17 protein-coding genes are annotated in these 16,903 nt (G+C 55.3%); 12 read left to right on the forward strand and 5 right to left on the reverse strand.

Annotation, left to right across the window (positions count from 1 at the left end):
* Nucleotides 1-50 precede the first annotated feature (50 nt).
* The 4 genes from A0251_RS05385 to A0251_RS05400 all read right to left on the reverse strand — a co-directional run bounded on the left by A0251_RS05385 (nucleotide 51) and on the right by A0251_RS05400 (nucleotide 2,963).
* Nucleotides 51-446 (reverse strand): ectoine synthase, encoded by a 396-nt coding sequence (locus A0251_RS05385; RefSeq protein WP_062815804.1) that lies wholly within the window; start codon nucleotides 444-446, stop codon nucleotides 51-53.
* Nucleotides 447-516: 70 nt separating this feature from the next.
* On the reverse strand, nucleotides 517-1,821 hold the full coding sequence (gene ectB / locus A0251_RS05390; protein ID WP_062815805.1) for a diaminobutyrate--2-oxoglutarate transaminase: 1,305 nt from the start codon (nucleotides 1,819-1,821) through the stop codon (nucleotides 517-519).
* 52 nt (nucleotides 1,822-1,873) lie between these two features.
* Nucleotides 1,874-2,416: a diaminobutyrate acetyltransferase gene (ectA, locus tag A0251_RS05395; RefSeq protein ID WP_062815806.1), complete on the reverse strand. Its 543-nt coding sequence runs from the start codon at nucleotides 2,414-2,416 to the stop codon at nucleotides 1,874-1,876.
* 4 nt (nucleotides 2,417-2,420) lie between these two features.
* A complete protein-coding gene (locus A0251_RS05400; RefSeq protein ID WP_062815807.1) occupies nucleotides 2,421-2,963 on the reverse strand; it encodes a MarR family winged helix-turn-helix transcriptional regulator in 543 nt (180 codons plus the stop codon).
* A 471-nt stretch (nucleotides 2,964-3,434) separates the two neighbouring features.
* Between A0251_RS05400 and A0251_RS05405 the strand changes: the two genes are divergently transcribed.
* The 12 genes from A0251_RS05405 (at nucleotide 3,435) to A0251_RS05455 (ending at nucleotide 16,174) form a co-directional block, all read left to right on the forward strand.
* Nucleotides 3,435-4,319, forward strand: a complete 885-nt coding sequence (locus A0251_RS05405) for a TPR end-of-group domain-containing protein (protein ID WP_062815808.1) — start codon at nucleotides 3,435-3,437, stop codon at nucleotides 4,317-4,319.
* Nucleotides 4,320-4,502: 183 nt separating this feature from the next.
* Complete coding sequence (folE2, locus tag A0251_RS05410; RefSeq protein WP_231866133.1) at nucleotides 4,503-5,462, forward strand: GTP cyclohydrolase FolE2; 960 nt, start codon at nucleotides 4,503-4,505, stop codon at nucleotides 5,460-5,462.
* 276 nt (nucleotides 5,463-5,738) lie between these two features.
* On the forward strand, nucleotides 5,739-8,369 hold the full coding sequence (locus A0251_RS05415; protein ID WP_082810769.1) for a LuxR C-terminal-related transcriptional regulator: 2,631 nt from the start codon (nucleotides 5,739-5,741) through the stop codon (nucleotides 8,367-8,369).
* 287 nt (nucleotides 8,370-8,656) lie between these two features.
* Nucleotides 8,657-11,404 carry a peroxidase family protein gene (locus tag A0251_RS05420; protein ID WP_062815810.1) on the forward strand — a complete coding sequence of 916 codons (2,748 nt, stop codon included), beginning with the start codon at nucleotides 8,657-8,659 and terminating at the stop codon, nucleotides 11,402-11,404.
* A 441-nt stretch (nucleotides 11,405-11,845) separates the two neighbouring features.
* Nucleotides 11,846-12,478: a hypothetical protein gene (locus A0251_RS05425; RefSeq protein ID WP_156478248.1), complete on the forward strand. Its 633-nt coding sequence runs from the start codon at nucleotides 11,846-11,848 to the stop codon at nucleotides 12,476-12,478.
* A gap of 89 nt (nucleotides 12,479-12,567) precedes the next feature.
* Nucleotides 12,568-12,984: a hypothetical protein gene (locus A0251_RS05430; protein WP_062815812.1), complete on the forward strand. Its 417-nt coding sequence runs from the start codon at nucleotides 12,568-12,570 to the stop codon at nucleotides 12,982-12,984.
* Nucleotides 12,985-13,074: 90 nt separating this feature from the next.
* Entirely contained in the window at nucleotides 13,075-13,683 is a 609-nt protein-coding gene (locus A0251_RS05435; RefSeq protein WP_146063375.1) for a hypothetical protein, read from the forward strand.
* A gap of 56 nt (nucleotides 13,684-13,739) precedes the next feature.
* Entirely contained in the window at nucleotides 13,740-14,033 is a 294-nt protein-coding gene (locus tag A0251_RS05440; protein ID WP_062815814.1) for a hypothetical protein, read from the forward strand.
* A gap of 21 nt (nucleotides 14,034-14,054) precedes the next feature.
* Nucleotides 14,055-14,630 carry an FxLYD domain-containing protein gene (locus tag A0251_RS05445; protein ID WP_146063376.1) on the forward strand — a complete coding sequence of 192 codons (576 nt, stop codon included), beginning with the start codon at nucleotides 14,055-14,057 and terminating at the stop codon, nucleotides 14,628-14,630.
* Nucleotides 14,631-14,700: 70 nt separating this feature from the next.
* Nucleotides 14,701-15,009, forward strand: a complete 309-nt coding sequence (locus A0251_RS17725) for a DUF3658 domain-containing protein (RefSeq protein ID WP_082810770.1) — start codon at nucleotides 14,701-14,703, stop codon at nucleotides 15,007-15,009.
* Between the two features lie 103 nt (nucleotides 15,010-15,112).
* Complete coding sequence (locus tag A0251_RS05450; RefSeq protein ID WP_062816013.1) at nucleotides 15,113-15,478, forward strand: cupin domain-containing protein; 366 nt, start codon at nucleotides 15,113-15,115, stop codon at nucleotides 15,476-15,478.
* A gap of 87 nt (nucleotides 15,479-15,565) precedes the next feature.
* On the forward strand, nucleotides 15,566-16,174 hold the full coding sequence (locus tag A0251_RS05455) for a PH domain-containing protein (RefSeq protein WP_062815816.1): 609 nt from the start codon (nucleotides 15,566-15,568) through the stop codon (nucleotides 16,172-16,174).
* 107 nt (nucleotides 16,175-16,281) lie between these two features.
* On the opposite strand, the gene A0251_RS05460 is transcribed toward A0251_RS05455, so the two are convergent.
* Nucleotides 16,282-16,800 carry an outer membrane beta-barrel protein gene (locus A0251_RS05460; RefSeq protein WP_062815817.1) on the reverse strand — a complete coding sequence of 173 codons (519 nt, stop codon included), beginning with the start codon at nucleotides 16,798-16,800 and terminating at the stop codon, nucleotides 16,282-16,284.
* Between the last annotated feature and the right edge of the window lie 103 nt (nucleotides 16,801-16,903).

Below are 16,903 nucleotides of genomic sequence, written 5' to 3' on the forward strand. Positions count from 1 at the left end.
CGGGGCGCTTGAAGCGCCCCGTTTTTTCTTGTCAGCGAGTGCCCGGTCGCTTAATCAACATCTGCCGGGTAAACGCCATTTTCATCGTGCACTTCCTTGCCGCTCAGCGGCGGATCGAAAACGCAGGCCACGACCATGTCTTCGTCGCCGCCATAGAGATAATGTTCGTCGTGCTCATTGAGCAGGTAGACAGTGCCGGGCTTCAGGTCGTAGACCTTGCCATCGGAAATGGTTTCTACCTTGCCGTTACCCGACATCACATACACGGTTTCCAGATGGTTCTGGTAGTGGATGTGAGTCTTGGTGCCCTTGAAGATGGTGGTGATGTTGAACGAATGCCCCATCTTGTCGTCTTTCAGGGACAGGCGAACAGACTGCCAGTTGCCGTTTTCGGCTTTGACACAACGGTCTGACTTCTCGGCTTCCGCCAGAGTGCGAACGATCATGAATTATGACTCCTGAGCAAAAAAGGGAGGGAGAAAGGCTCCCCCGGAACCGGGGGAGCGGGCAGTCTGTTTAGCTAGCCATGCTGGCAACAGAGTGCGCTTCACCGCGCTTGATGCGGTCAGTCATGACTTCGGCAACGCTTTCCTTGATGATGTCCAGCGCGCGGGTCAGATCTTCTTCGGCAATGGTCAGCGGACACAGGGTCTTGATCACCTGGTCATCGGCACCGGAGGTTTCAATCACCAGCTGACGCTTGAAGCAAGCCTTGGTGATTTCGCCAGCCAGTTCGCCATCACGGGCCACCAGGCCCTGCATCATGCCGCGACCGTTCAGGTAGAACCAGTGGTCGTCATAGCTGTTGGCGATTTCACGGAAACGGTCAGTGATGATATCCGCCTTGCGCTGCACTTCCTTGGCGAACTTGTCGTCACGCCAGTAATGGTTCAGCGCGGCCGCTGCAGTCACAAAGGCCAGGTTGTGACCACGGAAGGTACCGTTGTGCTCACCGGGTTTCCACTGATCCAGCTCCGGTTTCAGCAGCACCATGGCGAAGGGCAGGCCGTAACCGCTCAGGGACTTGGACAGGGTGATGATGTCCGGATTGATGCCGATATCATCAAAGCTGAAAAAGGTGCCAGTACGGCCACAACCGGCCTGGATGTCATCCAGAATCAGCAGCATGTCGTGTTTGCGACACACTTTTTCCAGATTGCGCAACCATTCAAAGCTGGCTGCATTGATGCCGCCTTCGCCCTGTACGGTTTCTACGATGACCGCCGCGGGATGATCCACGCCGCTGGAGGAATCGCCCAGCACCTTGTCCAGATATTCCGTAGTGTCGAAGGCATCGCCCAGGTAGCCGTCATAGGGCATCGGGGTGACGCCGCCCATGGTCACGCCAGCAACGCCACGGTGGTGGCTGTTACCGGTAGTCGCCAGGGCACCCAGGCTCACACCGTGGAAGCCATTGGTGAAGCTGATGATGTTTTCGCGACCCTTGATATTGCGGGCCACTTTCAGCGCCGCTTCCACCGCATTGGTACCGGTGGGGCCGGTGAACTGCATGATGTAATCCATATCGCGGGGCTTCAGGATCACTTCGTAGAAAGCATCCATGAATTCACGCTTGGCCGTGGTATGCATATCCAGGCCGTGAACAATGCCGTCACGCTGGATGTACTCAAGCAGCTTCTCTTTCAGTACCGGGTTGTTGTGGCCGTAGTTGAGCGTGCCTGCGCCGGCCAGGAAGTCGATGTATTCCTTGCCGGTTTCATCGTACAGGTAGCTGCCCTTGGCCTGGTCAAACACCACCGGGAAGCTACGTGCATAGCTCATTACTTCCGATTCGTGACTTTCAAAAATGTCGGTATCCATGATTCCTGTTCCTCGCTTGAATTCGGTGCTTGTTACGTTCTGCTCAGTTCGCTCAGGCTTCGTCTCTGTTGAATGGCCCGATACGCAGCAGATATTCGTCATTATGTTCGCCGGCAAAGTGAATGCGCGAATCGAACAGAATAAATTCTTCCGTGGGCATGCTGCGCTGGTAGGCGAAGCTGCGGAACATTCCCCAGGAGGCTTCGTTGTCGGGGGTAATGGTGGTCTCGATGAACTGAACGTCGGTGCTTTCCTCACGGTTGATCAGTTCGGCCAGCATGCGCTTGGCCAGGCCCTTGCCGCGGGCTTTCTCATGTACGGCCACCTGCCAGACGAACAGCGTATTCTGCTGCTTGGGCGGGATGTAACCGGAAATGAAGCCCACCAGGTCGCCGTCCATTTCCGCGGCGACGGAGGTGTCAGCAAAGTGCGTACACTGCAGCAAGTTGCAATAGACGGAGTTCTCGTCCAGCGGCTTGCACTCACTGATCAGCTTGTGCACCCGGCTGCCGTCCTGGCTTTCCGGTTTGCGGAAAGTAATGTCATCCTGATTGTCGGTGGATGAATCCGTTTTCTTTGCACTGTCTGCAACCATGGTTTCACTTTTGGTCCGTTTTAGAGAAAGAGTTGGCTTCGCGTTCGCGGCGACTACTCATGTCCACCGCTGGTTGGGCGCGGTCGATGGCGCCCAGATCCAATACCGGGGACGCGTCGATATCCCCGGCATTCATCATCGCGGCCACCCGTTGCAGGGAGCTGAGGATTAACGATTGCTCCCAATCTTCCAGGCGGTCAAAACGCTCGATGAATTCGTCCTGAAGCGGGGTAGGGGCCTGGTCGATGATGTCGTCACCGGCCGGGGTCAGGTGAGCGTAGACCCGACGTTTGTCCTGCTCGCCGCGCTTGCGCTCGACAAGCTCCCGCTTTTCCAGGCGGTCCAGAATGGTGGTGATGGTGGCCTGGCTGAGAGAGACCTCATTGGCCAGGTCGCCCATGGTGATTTCACCGTGAGCCGAAATCGCCTGCATGATGAGTAGCTGCGGCGAAGTGAGCCCCGAGACCTTGCTCAACTTGCGAGAGTAAAGGTCGGTGGCGCGAATAATCTGTCTTAATGCAATCAGCACGTCTTCGTGTCTGGCCATTGCCGTCCGTTCTCTTGATAACAAAGTAATGTGACCGTTATTGGACATAATCAGTCTGCAATCACCTTTGAGATGTAAGGATTCAACCCCACACCATTCAGGGCAACGCCAAGTAATTCCTTGCGAAAATTGGTAAGCTATTTTAGAGGTAAAACATTTAGAAGTCAAAGTAACTGCTGACGCAAGCCCGCCGAAACGGCGCGATGCCGCGTCTTTTCTGGCCTGCACGGGATTTGCCAAAGGCCTGGCAATGACCCGAAATTGCTCTCCTTGTTGAATCAGTATTGCGCCCCGGTCAGAGCCTTCCCCGGTGGATGTGTGGGTGGGGCTGGGGTCCGGCCGGCCTGGCGAATGTGGCCACAGTGGTGGCACATGGCAGGGCTTAATGCGACCATACTCTGGGCCTGAAGTGACCGCTTCTTGCGCCGTTTAAACGTAAGTCGACAGATTGAGGATAGAGTCTTGCAGAGAATGCGACTTGCGCGCCTGGCATTGCTGGGGGTGTTGTTTCTGGGCCTGGCGCCCACCGTCATGGCGGAAACCGATGAGGCTCCCCGCCAGGAGGCTGAAAGCGAAATCGAGAAGGGGCCGGTCATTTCCCAGTTCCGGGAAAACTGGATCCTTGGGGAGTTGCGTAACCTCCGCCAGGACATGATGGAATACCGTAACCAGATGAATCTGCTGGTCACTGACCGGGAGCTGGAAGTGGCAGACAAGGCCATGGGCTATGCCACCAACACGGTGACCTATTTCTTCTATCTGATTGCCGGTGCCGCTTCCATTCTGGCGCTGGTGGGCTGGTCCACCATTCGTGACCTGAAGGACAACGTGCGGGTTTACGCGGAAAAGGAAATGGCCCGTCTGACCAGCGAGTACGAGGCTCGCCTGGCGGATCTGGAGCGGGAGCTGCGCAAGAAATCCCTGACCATTGCCGAAAACCAGGAAGAGATCGAGCGCACCAACGAGATCCACAGCCTGTGGCTCAAGGCCACCAAGGAGCCCAGCGCCCAGGCCAAGATCGAGCTGTATGACCGGATTCTGGAATTACGCCCGGATGATCCGGAAGCCCTGGCCTGGAAGGCCGATGCGGCCCTGGAGCTGGGTGAACAACGCTGGGCCCTGAGCCTGTGTGACCGGGTGCTGGAAGTGGATGAAGAAAACTCCCATGCCTTGTACCAGCGCGCCTGCGCCTGGGCCGGGTTGGGTGAGATCGATAATGCGCTCGCCGACCTGGATGCGGCCATCCAGACCTCCGAAACCCTGCGCCGTCATGCCCGCAGTGAAGAGATGTTCCGCCCCCTGCATGCGCTGGCTCGCTTCCAGGAACTGGTGGGTAGTGCAGACGAACCGATCTGATCGGGCTGATAGGGCCATTCTGTCAATCCCATAGCCAAAGCCGCGCCCGCAAATGGTCAATTTGCGGGAGACTTTCTGCTAGACTTGCCCCCCTTGTCAGTCAGGGCGATGACAGTCGGGTTACCGTTTTGTTCACCCGACGGGCCATAAGATGGTCTCTCGTGCGCCCCTATGGAGAATCCCATGACACGTGAAACTGGTGCCGGTGGCACCAAACAGATGCCGGACGTCGCGTCCAATTCCATGGTGGATCACATCCATAGCACCCTGGATTGGGTCGGCATGAGCGAAATCCACCTGCCTGCCCGGGTCAGTGACACCCTGGCCGGTGAGCGCCCGGTGAGCACCTCTATCCAGGCCTATGTGAATCTGGCCAACCCGGATTCCAAGGGTATCCATATGTCCCGGCTGTTTCTGATGCTGGAAGAGACCTTTGGCGATCATTCGGTCAGTGCAGCATCCATTGAGCAGCTGCTGCGTAATTTCCTGCAGACCCATGAAGGCCTCAGCACCCGCGGCTTTGTGCAGCTGGACTTTGAATACTCCATGCGTCGTCCTGCCCTGAAGAGCAGCTATTCCGGCTGGAAGAGCTACCCGGTCAGCATCAAGGGCACCCTGTGTGAAGAAGGCATGCGGATCGAGATGTACGTGGAAGTGCCGTACTCCTCCACTTGCCCGTGTTCAGCGGCCTTGTCCCGCCAGCTGATTCAGGAACAGTTCCGCCGTGACTTTGCGGAAGGCAAGGTCGATGCGGATGCGGTGTTTGAGTGGCTGGGGACCGAAGAGGGTATTCTGGCCACCCCGCACAGCCAGCGCTCCGTGGCCCAGGTGCGGGTCCTGCTGGATCACACCGAAGGCGATGCGTTCCCCATCACTGCGCTGATCGATTCCATCGAAGGGGCTCTGAAAACCCCGGTGCAGACCGCCGTGAAGCGGGTGGACGAACAGGAATTCGCCCTGCTCAACGGCCAGAACCTGATGTTCTGTGAAGATGCGGCCCGTCGCCTCAAGCAGGCCCTGAATCCCCAGGGTTGCTACAAGGATTTCTGGCTGCGGGTCAATCACCTGGAAAGCCTGCACGCCCACAACGCGGTGGCCATTGTCACCAAGGAAGTGGACGGCGGTTACCTGCCGATTCCCTGATCAGTCAGCACACCACAAGAAGCCCTCTTTCCTGACGGAAAGGGGGCTTTTTTGTGGGGCGCGCCCCAGCTCTCAGCCCCCGGTCGGAGATCCGACCTCAGCCCCGCGTCCCCTCAATCACGACTTTTGTGATTTGCGGCCATGCCGCTACCTGTTGTTCGGTTTGTGATCAAATGCCGGTTCGGGTGAGCCAATATCCGTTAGTTTGCATATCGGCACTGGCGTCCCAGCCAGCCGATGGCAGTACAACAATAAAAAACGCTAGGCAGATCAGAAATGAGTACGACTGATGCGTCCCGGCCCGTGGCAGGTCGGTTCTACCGGAAGGAACTGGTGGCATTGCTGGATCATTGCGCCCGCGTGCCTCTCACCCTGTTGCTGGCTCCCGCCGGAGCGGGGAAATCCACCCTGCTCAGTCAGTGGCAATCCCGGCCCGGCCCCGGCGTGGTGGTCTCTCTGAGCCTGCGCCCGGCGGATGATGACCCGGTGCGCTTCCTGCGCCGTTTTGCCGAGCAGACCCGGGCCGCCGTGCCGGCGTTCGATACCTCCTGGTTCATGCCCTTCGATGTGGCTGAGCTGCCGCCATCGTCCATTGCCGATGCGCTCTTCGAGGCCCTGGAGCAGGTGGCCGGCCCCCTGTTTATCGTCTTTGATGACTTCCAGCATATCCGTAGCCCGGAAACGCTCAGTGTCATCAGCACCCTGCTGGACCAGCCGCCGGCGGACGTGCACCTGATCATCGCCAGCCGCACCCAGCCGGCCCTGGATATCAGCCGCCTTCGGCTGGAGGACGCGTTACTGGAAATCGGCGCCAGCGAACTGAAAATCCGCCGTGAGGAAGTCACTGCCCTCAATGAAGGTCTGGGCGGCGGGGCGCTGGATGAGGAGGAGATGGTCCACCTGCTTAGCATTACCGAAGGCTGGATGGCCGGGGTCAAGATTGCCCTGCTGGCGGCCATGCGCTCGGGCATGCAGACCCTGAAAGATTTTGATGCCAGCCAGCCGGAGCTGATGGACTACTTCTGCCATGCGGTGTTGAAAGGTCTGCCCGATACCGCCCGCACCCTGTTCATGCAGAGCGCCTTGCTGGACAGCTTCAATGCGGAATTGTGCAACCAGGTGCTGCAGAGCGATCGCGCCGCCCGTCTGATCGAGGAGCTGACCTCCCGGGAACTGTTCCTGATCCCGATATCGGGCAGGCCCGGCTGGTATCGCTATCACGGGTTACTGAAGGATTTTTTGCGCGCCCGAGTCGCCATTGAAATGCCCGAATGCATCGCGCCGATCCACCGCCGTGCCACCCGCTTCTTTGTGCGCCAGCAGAATTTTCGGCAGGCCGTATGGCATGCCAAACGGGCCGGGGACGACAGCCTGTTCATCCACTGCCTGGAGCAGGCCTTCGACTACTGGCTACGGGAGGGTTATACCGCCCACATTCTCGACTGGGCGGAAACACTGTCGGATAGCACCCTTCTCAGCCGTGATGAGTTGTCCGCCCCCTTGATCAGCACCCTGACTCTGTCTCGCCGGTTCTTTCGGGCCCGTTATTATCTGGATGCATTGAAAGAGGCGCCGCGTAACGATCAGCAAGCCCGCGACAATCACGCCCGGGTGATCGACTTTCTGGAAATGCACCTGCAATTGTTCCAGCACGATACCGACTTCATGGAGGGTGCCAATCTGTCCCTGCTGATGGAAAGCAGTGGTCACCGGGACATCCGGGCCTTCTCCCTGGCCATGGTGGCCTACTACCACCTGCAGCATGGACGACTGGAATCCGCGTTGGCGTTTTCCAGTCAGGCCAGAGAAGTCTTGCTTCGCCTGGGGCATCATTTTACCGCCGGCTACGCCGGGTTGATTACCGCCCTGGCCAACCACCAGCTGGGCCATATCGGTGAAGCGGTGGCGTTTATCAACGAGCATTTCCATGGCACCTCCCGGGACAGCCCGACCTGGTCCCTGTGGGCCACCGGCATGGTGGTGGTGCTGTACGACCAGAACCGTCTGGAGGAAGCCCAACAGCTGTGCGAAGACCTGCTGCCCATGGTGTCGTCCGCCTCGGCCACGGAAGTGATTTCCACGGTCTACCTGACCCTGTCGCGGCTTCAGCATCTACAAGGCAAACAGAAACCCTCCGAGCGCATGCTGGAAAAACTGCTGGGCATTCTGCAGCTGGGCAACTACCAGCGCTTCGTCAACATGACGGTGCTGGAAATGGTGCGCCAGGCCTTCACCGCCGGTTGCTGGAGCCGGCTGGATGCGGTGGCGGAACGATTCGACCTGGCCGGTTGGGTGGCGAACAACGGCACCCATACCCCGGCCACTTACAGCCAGAGCTGGGAACGGAAAGGGCTGGCTGCGGCCTACTGGTTGATCGCCAATGGCCGCCTTGCCGAGGCAGACGCCGTGTTGCAGCGGTTGCTTTCAGTTGTGAAGGCGGCAGGGATCATGACCCGGGCTTCCATCGTGGAGGCCAACCTGTTGGTAATCACCGCCCGTGGCAGTAGTGCCGGTGAGCAGGCAAAACGGGTGGATGAACTGATCACCCGCTACGGGCTGCTCAATATCAACCGCTCGGTATTCGACGAAGCGCCGGGCCTGGCCGCGCTGATGAAAAAGCTGTGGAGCCGTGGCGTGCTGATGCTGCCGGAGTTTTATACCGACCTGTTCCCCGCCGTCTTCGACGCGACCCCGGCTACTGCTCCGCTGGATGTGGACCCGGATGCGGTGCTCACGCCAAAGGAACTGGAAATCTTCGAGCTGTTGCAAGGTGGCTTGAGCAACGCCGGCATCAGCGAAAAAGCGGGCACCTCCATCACCACCACCAAATGGCACCTGAAAAACATCTACAGCAAACTCGGCGTTTCCAGCCGCACCGAAGCGGTCCTGCGCGCGGCATCGCGTTAGCCCTTGCCGTAGCAGCGTCGCTGGCGGCGCGATAGGCGAGTTGCGAGAAGCGAAAACCTGGCTTTCCCTGCTTCTCGGTTTTGATTTTCGAAACTCGCTTCTCGCGACTCGTCACTGTTTGATTTATCGCGCCGCCAGCGACGCTCCTACAGAAAGCCAAACCATGACCCGGTTCGCGATTTCCGCCCACCCCCTCCCGCAGGAGGGGGTGGAGGGGCTGGCCCGGTTGCTAGAGTTCGGGCGTTGTCATCCGACATACCCCGAGAACAACAAGACGGAGGCTTATCATGGCTATGACCCCCTGGGTTACCTGGCCGGCCCTGACCAAATTCGGCACCCTGGGCGTGATGGGTGCGTTGCTGGTACTGGCCGGGCAGCGGGAAGACCTGCTCGAGAACAACATGTTCGATATGGAAAGCTGGGACGAAAAGAACGCCAGCATTGTCTGTGACGAACGCAGCCTGACCGCCCGCACCGAAGACGGCACCTGTAATATTCTGGAGAACCCGGCGGAGGGCTCCGTCCATACCAACTTCGGCCGAAATGTGGACCCGGCGTCGGTGTATGCGGAAAACGCCAGTGGCAATCTGCTGACCCCCAACCCCCGGGAAGTCAGTAATCTGATCATGTCCCGGGGCGGCGATTTCAAACCCGCCACGACCCTGAACTTTATCGCCACTTCCTGGATTCAGTTCATGGTGCACGACTGGTTCGACCATGGTCCGCGTACCGATGCCAACCCCATTGAGTTCCCGTTGCCACCGGGGGATGTGCTGGGCTCCGGCACCATGTCCGTTCAGCGCACCCGTCCGGACCCGGATGTGAGTGGTGACGAGTCCGTGGTCACCTACGAGAACATCAACACCCACTGGTGGGATGGCTCCCAGCTTTACGGTAGCGACAAGGACACCAACGACGAGGTTCGTTCCTTCGTGGACGGCAAGCTGGAAGTGGACGGCAACGGCCGTCTGCCCACGGAATTTCTCAGCGGCAAACCGGTCACCGGTTTCAACGAGAACTGGTGGGTGGGGCTGAGCATGATGCATCACCTGTTCACCCTGGAGCACAACGCCATCGCCGACATGCTCAAGGCCAACAACCCCGGCAAGTCTGATCAGTGGCTGTTCGACAAGGCTCGCCTGATTAATTCCGCCTTGATGGCCAAGATTCACACCGTGGAATGGACCCCGGCGATCCTGGCCAATCCGGTATTGGAGCGGGCCATGTACGCCAACTGGTGGGGCCTGGGCGGCGATCGCGACACCCGCGACAAATTCCAGGAAGACCTGGATATGCTCAACAACAACCTGGGGCAGCTGGGCAGTCTGTTTGACCTGGTCGGCATCGATACGGGCCTGGGCGACAGCCCTACCAGTTCCATCGAGCATGCCCTGGCCGGCCTGGTGGGATCGCGCACGCCCAACAACTACGGTGTGCCTTACACCCTGACCGAAGAGTTTGTTTCGGTATACCGCATGCATCCGCTGTTGCGTGACGAGATCAAGGTCTATGACATCGGCTCCAACATCGTTGATCAGGAAATTCCCATTCAGGACACCCGCAACGGCGACGCAGAAGATCTGCTCGGCGACGTGGGGCAAGACCGTCTATGGTATTCCTTCGGCATCACCCATCCGGGGGCGCTGACCCTGAACAATTACCCGGATTTCCTGCGCAACCTGTCCATGCCGCTGATCGGCGACATCGACATGGCCGCCATCGATGTACTGCGTGATCGCGAACGCGGGGTGCCGCGCTACAACGAATTCCGCCGCCAGATCGGCCTCAAGCCCATCACCCGTTTCGAGGACCTCACCAGTGCCCCGGAACTGCTGGCGGACCTGAAGTCGCTCTACAACAACGACATCGAAATGATCGACACCCTGGTGGGGCAGCTGGCGGAAGAAACCCGTCCGGAAGGCTTTGGTTTCGGCGAAACCTCTTTCCAGATCTTCATTCTCAATGCTTCCCGTCGTCTGATGACCGACCGCTTCTTCACCACCGACTATACCGACGAGGTCTACACCGCCGCCGGTATCGACTGGGTGGAAGATAACACCATGGTGGATGTGATCCGTCGTCATTTCCCCACCCTGGCCACCAGCCTGGTGGGCATGGACAACGCCTTCAAACCCTGGGGCCTGAACATGCCGGACGACTATCAGGACTGGTCCGCCCAGGCCAAGCAGGATCACCTGTGGGTCAACGGCGCCCTGCGCACCAGCTATGAAGAGGGTGAGGTGCCCGCCATCGAACCCATCGACATCGGCGGCCTGATCAACTCGGTACTGTGGAAGAAAGTACAGGATGTCACCGACGTGGCGCCCCCGGGCTACAGCAAGCCGATTCATCCGCGCGGTGCTTTGGCCAAGGTACAGTTCCAGTCCGCCGGCGGCCATGATTATAGCGGCCTGTTCCAGGGCGCCGATCATGGGCTGTTGCGCCTGTCCGTTACCGGTGATCCTTCCGACCGCGGTTTTGCCCCCGGCCTGGCACTGAAACTGCTGGTGGATGGCAAACGCTCCGAAAACGTGTCGGCGCTCTATACCCTCAGCGGCCAGGGCGACAACCACAACATCTTCGCCAACGAACTGTCCAACTACGTGCAGGCGGAAGTGAATGAAACGCTGGGCACCACCGCATTGTTCTCCCTGGTTTCCACCAAGCCCACCCTGCTGGTGATGAGCGACATGGCCAAAGTAAACCAGGACGGCAGCGCCGCAGGCAGCGTCAAAACCCCGACGCAGATCTACTTCGTACCCAACCCGACGCTGAGAAATACCATCAGCACCGCCCCCCACGATTTCCGCGACGACCTCACGGCCATCCCGGCGGGCACCAAGCTGTATGATGTCTACGGCACCGACATGCAGATCCGTAAATCCATCTGGCCCTGGGTCACCGCCCGCTACGCCCGCGAGCGCCGCAACAGCGCCGTCAAAATCGGCGAACTGGTCACCCAGTCCGAGTTCACCCTGTCCCAATTCGGTGACACAGGCATCTTCTTCAAGCACCAACGCTACGAGGACCGTTAAGGGAGAGCGGCGCTAACCCCGCCACCACCAGGCCCGGGCAGCCACAAGCTGCCCGGGCTTTTTTATGCCTGCCACATCACCACACCCCGTGGGAGCGGTCGTCCGACCGCGAAATCCGCTTGGCTGTGCCCTTATCGCGTCCCAGGAAAACTCCACCCCTGAATATCCCTCCCTGTGGGAGCTATGCTTGCATGGCGAACTTCCAATGCGTCCAGCACCACCCATGCTCAACAGAACGAGCAATAAATTTGTAGGATATGGCTTACAGAAAAAGCTAAACGGTTGATATAAGGTGTTTTTCAGAAAGGGTCGATATCGGGAAAATCCAGGAAATAGGCCGCTCGTTCGAGTTTTGTCAAATGGGAATGGCTGCCATTTTTTCGGTAAGGTACTGAAGATAGTGGATTCTTCGGCACTATATGTTGTACTCCGGTTCGAATTATGTCGAAAAAAGATATGTCGAATCGTTCGACTGAATACGCTGTTACATGCCCATGGAAGTATCTAGTGATATCAAAGAATAAAAAGTTCATTGCATTGTTGTTAGCTTGTTTTCCTGCTATTGCTTATGCCAATGGTGGTGGTCCTTTACTACTATTTATCAGCGGTAGCGCATTTATCTTCGGGCAGGTCTGGATTCTATTTATCGAGACTGTACTGCTAAAAAAAGCGTCAGGACTTAGCACGAAGACAACATTTAAGCATGTGTTTTTAGCTAACTTAGTGTCCACCTTAATTGTTGGTCTTGGGTTTCCATTTTTGTTAGCGGTCATCACCGCGTTCGCAATGGAGTTGCCACAGCCATATGGGGGCTATGCGTCAGCTCTAGGTACATGGATATATGACAGTGCTCCGCATATTAAATATCTGGGGTATATTTCATTGGCTTGGCTACTCGTAACCTTTCTACTCACCGTGTTTTGTGAAAAGGCATTTTACAAATGGTATTGGCGTAAGGCAGATTTTAATCCAAGCTTTTCCATCAATAAGTTCATTTGGCAAGCGCACGCGGCGAGTTATTCGGGGCTACTAATCATCGTTCTGGTAATGTGGAATGATCTGTTCAGCATGTAACAAGGCGCTGTTGTCGGACTGGTTTTCCGCTGCGCTCCAAACCAGCCGCAAAGCGCGGCGTTATGCGAATAGAAGGAAGGGTGGATTAATTGATCAAGCTGGTTCCTATAGACAGGACTAAGTGGAAGAAGTCGACATATAGTGGCCATTACGATGACGGCGCTGATTACTACGAGGGAATTCGCTGTAAGTGTTTAAGGTGCGAGCGTTCATTCGTTTTTGCGCCCAAGGAGCAAAAAGAAACCTTCGAAGAAAAAGGTAAATTTCCTGGCTGGCTTCCTGCTTTGTGCCAAGAGTGCAATGAGCATTGGCTAAAAGCGCGGGAATTAGAACAGAAATTTAGCTCGGATTGGGCGCTGGGTAGCATATCCATCCAGGATGAGCGTCATTTTCTTCGGTGCTGGCTTGCTGCAGTTGAGGATGCTTCCTCGTACCGCAGAAAGGGATACGACGATAAAACTGGATTAATAAAGAAGCGTCTTCGCGAGATTGAAGGAGACGCATAACAAGGCGCTGCTGCCGACGAGCGGCAGAGCGCAGCGTTAAGCGTCCTCGCCCCACTTCGGCAGCGATTTCAAGAATAAGAGAGTTTAAAATTGAATTTAGGTGCTAAGCATCATTACATTCTTGTGTTTCTAACCGCAATTCTTTCGGGTGCAGCATCGACTGCAGGCATTTATTTGACAGCACCATATCAAACCGAACAGATAATCCGGCAGATGGAATATGAAAGAAAGGTCTCTGCTTACGAGAAATTCTTGGATGAGAGTATTTCTGAACCATCCTCGCTAGTTTTTAAAGTTATATCTCTTGATCAGATGGCGAGTAACATTACTACCGACGGCTCCATCCAATCCGTAGAGGACAAGCTTTTCGAGATCTCTCGTTCTACAGAATATGACAAGCTGTTCTATTCGTTGACTCGGCATTTTAAGTTACTCGAGCTGCATGGCAGCGAAAGAGTTAGAAAATACTGTGAAGATATAACCTCAGTGCTTCTCGGAAATAGATACGAAGTTGACTGGACCTATCATACTCAAGAGATGGTCGCAGTAAGAAATCAGTGGGATGATAACGATGGGGTAGTAATAGGTTGGGAGCCTCGGGTAACAGATGAAGAAAGAGCGAGGTTCTTGATTCTGTCTGCCCAATATAACGAGCTGATCCAACAGCTGAAAAGTGAAATTTCGACTACGGACGCCTAACCAGGCAAGGCAGCGGACGCGGAAACCGCGCCGCTGCTCGCAGCGTTAGATTGCTTATGAGTGTGTCACGTTTCTACATGGTGGTCGCTGCAACGGTCGTATCGGTCGTGCTGCTGCTTATTAAGTTTTTTAGTCGTCTAGTGCCGGGTTTTGAACAGCTGATTATTGCAACGGTGCTGGTTTTAGCTGCTCTATCCGCAGTTGCCTCTATCCTGGCGTTATGGTCACTTAGTAGGGAGGCTTCGAGCTCGCTTAAAGAAAAGGTGTTGGCGGTTGGGAGTCTTGTAGTTACGGTTCCGTACTTGGGAATCGTAGCCCTTATCGTCATAGAGCCATTCGACAATCCATGAAAAATCTAACAAGCCAAGGCATTGGGACAAATTTTGCATCGCTGCGCTCAAAGCGCAAAATATGCCCCTGCTTGGGGCGTTACACAATCAAAAGGGGGAGTGGTGAATTTCATAAAATATGTGTTTGCGAAAATTGGTTCAGGATTTCTTTATGGTGTCGGGTTCGTAATTGCTTCTTTGCTTCTAGGATCATTAGCATTCTCCTATGTGGATTCTAACCTAGAAGCTAAAGAGCAGAAGCGGAAAGAAAGAGAGCTAGCTCGACAAGAAGAGCGGCGTTTGATGTTTCGTGATTTCGATGAAACTGCAAAATTGGATGTTGAGGTAACTAAAGAACGTATTGAGCCTGGTGAGTTTACGTTGCTTGGTAAGGTCGAGAATCGCGGAGATGCGAAGTGGTCTTATGTGAGCGTGAAGGCTGAGTTGTTCAATGAGAGTGGTGACTTTATTGATGAGTGTACGGAGATCGTAAGCGAAACGATAGCTCCTGGTCAGGTGTTAAATTTTAAGTTGTCCTGTGGGGCATGCTCACAATTCAAACTACGTGATTATAAAAAATATGAGCTAAAAATAACTGATGCTCGGTACGTTCGGTAATGTGTAACAAGTAGCAGCAGGCCGACCTTCGGCGGCTGTGCTAGGCGTTATATTTTCGGGGTAGAGCAGGATGTTCGATGAAGGGGCGCCAGATTCAGAGCCGACCCAGGAGCAGATAGATCTGATTGCCGGTCTCACTCAAAAGGAAGTAAGCGAGATCGATGCTTGTATCTTGTCATGTGTAAGTGGGCACTGGAGAAAGGTTGCAAAAGTAGTCGCCGATGCTATGTATCAAATGCCAGAGCGAATAGCGGGAGTCCCTGACGTTTACTATGCACAGAGAGTTTGGGGTTTCGTCGAGCAAGGTATTATGGAGCATCAGGGGTTTCTTGGTCGCATGCGCTATTGTGAAGTGCGGCGTAGCACTGAAGAAACATAACAAGAAGCAGCAGGCCGACCTTGTAGTTCCCCCGCTTTTGCTTCCGCAAAAACGGGTATCGCATCAAACGCCCCTGAGCTCTGGAGTTATCTTGAAGGGAAGCATGAATTACGATCCGATCAATATAAAAGATAAACTGGCTCTTTTCGATGAGCTCTGGTCTCCTTGTGTAATAGCTGAAATGAATAACTACCAGTTCAAGCTCGCAAAAGGCGAGGGGGAGTTTGTCTGGCATGATCACCCCGATACCGATGAGATGTTTTTCGTGATTGAAGGTGAGCTTGTTATTGAATTTCGTGATGGGTCGGTCACGTTAAATCCCGGAGAGATGTATGTAATTCCAAAAGGGGTTAAGCATAGGCCTTTCGCCAAAGGCCTTGTTCAGGTTTTGCTTGTGGAGCCTAAAGGTGTTGTTAACACGGGTGAATCTGGTGGCACTCTTACCGCAGAAAACGATATTTGGGTTTAAAAATACTAGTATCAAGTCGGGGCACTCAGACGCAATAGGCTGCGCCATTTTTTTAGGTGTCAGCCAAAATCCATATGTGAGGAAATAATGGAAAACTACAACAAATACGCCGAATACACGAAGTCGCAAGACTGGAAGTCACTCTGCAAGTTGAATAATGTTGGTCTTGATTCATTTGGCACAAAAAAGGAATTGAAAGTACTGCCAGAGTATTTAGAGCCTGACGAGGTCGTTTTTGCGCTCACATCGGGGGTTATGGAGCAATCAGAAACTTCCAATTCATTTGATTTTGGTGCAAACACTTGGCTCGTGGTGCTAACAAGTGACAGGTTTCTGTTTCTTGATGCTGCCATGCTTACTAGTTCTGTTGACACCCAAAGCATTCGACATGATCGAGTTCAAGCTGTTTCCGCATCTCAAGGTTGGGTTCTTGGTAAGGTAATGATTGACTTGGGTAGCCGGTTGCTCACTATAGATAACTGCCAAAAGGCAACAGTAAGAGTTGTTGCTGATCTAGCGAACAAATGGCTTAAAGAAATTGCGGATAAGAAAAGCACTCCCACTGCACAGCCCCAGCAATTATCTGAGGAATCAGGATTAGATAAATTGGAGAAGTTGGCAAAACTTCATTCTATGGGAGCACTTTCAGACGAAGAATTTAATGCAGCAAAGCAAAAGGTCTTATCTTCGTTGTAGTTCCCCTGCTTTAATGGACACTCAAAAGAGCGCCTCAAGTCACCCCAAACCAAAACGCCCACCTTCCGGTGGGCGTTTCTCGTTCAGCCTTCAGTGATCAACAGACTTCAGAACCGCCCGTTAATCCCGAACCCAAGATTCGACACTTCATCGCCACTGCGATCCACCGCGCGCAGGTATTCCACGCTGAGGAAGATCTGGTTGGTGATGGTGATGTCGGCGCCCAGGCCCAGGGACAGGTCCTTGTAGTTTTCGCCGTCGGAGCCGCCGCCGGGGAAGTTGGCGGTGGTTTCGATGTAGGACACGCCGATCAGGCCGTAGGGGCGGACCGGCAGGGTGTTGGGGAACTGGCCGCGGAAGAAGGCGCCGTAGGAACGATCAACCTCCACGTCCACGTTGTTGCTCAGTTCGTCCTCACCGATACCCAGGCCCAGGCGCAGTTCGCCACCCAGGGTCTCGTCGCGGTTGATCCAGGTGCCGAATTTGAATTGTAGCACTTCCGGTTTGGCGGAGGCGCTGGTGTTGTCCGGCTCGATCTTGCTGCTGACGATATCCAGCCCGGCGTAGCCGCTGGCCTGGGCAAACATGGGCAGGGCCAGGGTCGCGGCTAGCAGTACTTTTTTCATGGTATCTCCCGCTTGAGTCATGTGTATGACGAAGTAATGAAACGGATTGTAGTGAAAAGAAGGCGGTAGGGCGACCGGGGGATCAGGAAGGCGCTGCAGGAAC

It is taken from the genome of Alcanivorax sp. NBRC 102024, assembly GCF_001602235.1.
GTDB lineage: Bacteria > Pseudomonadota > Gammaproteobacteria > Pseudomonadales > Alcanivoracaceae > Alcanivorax.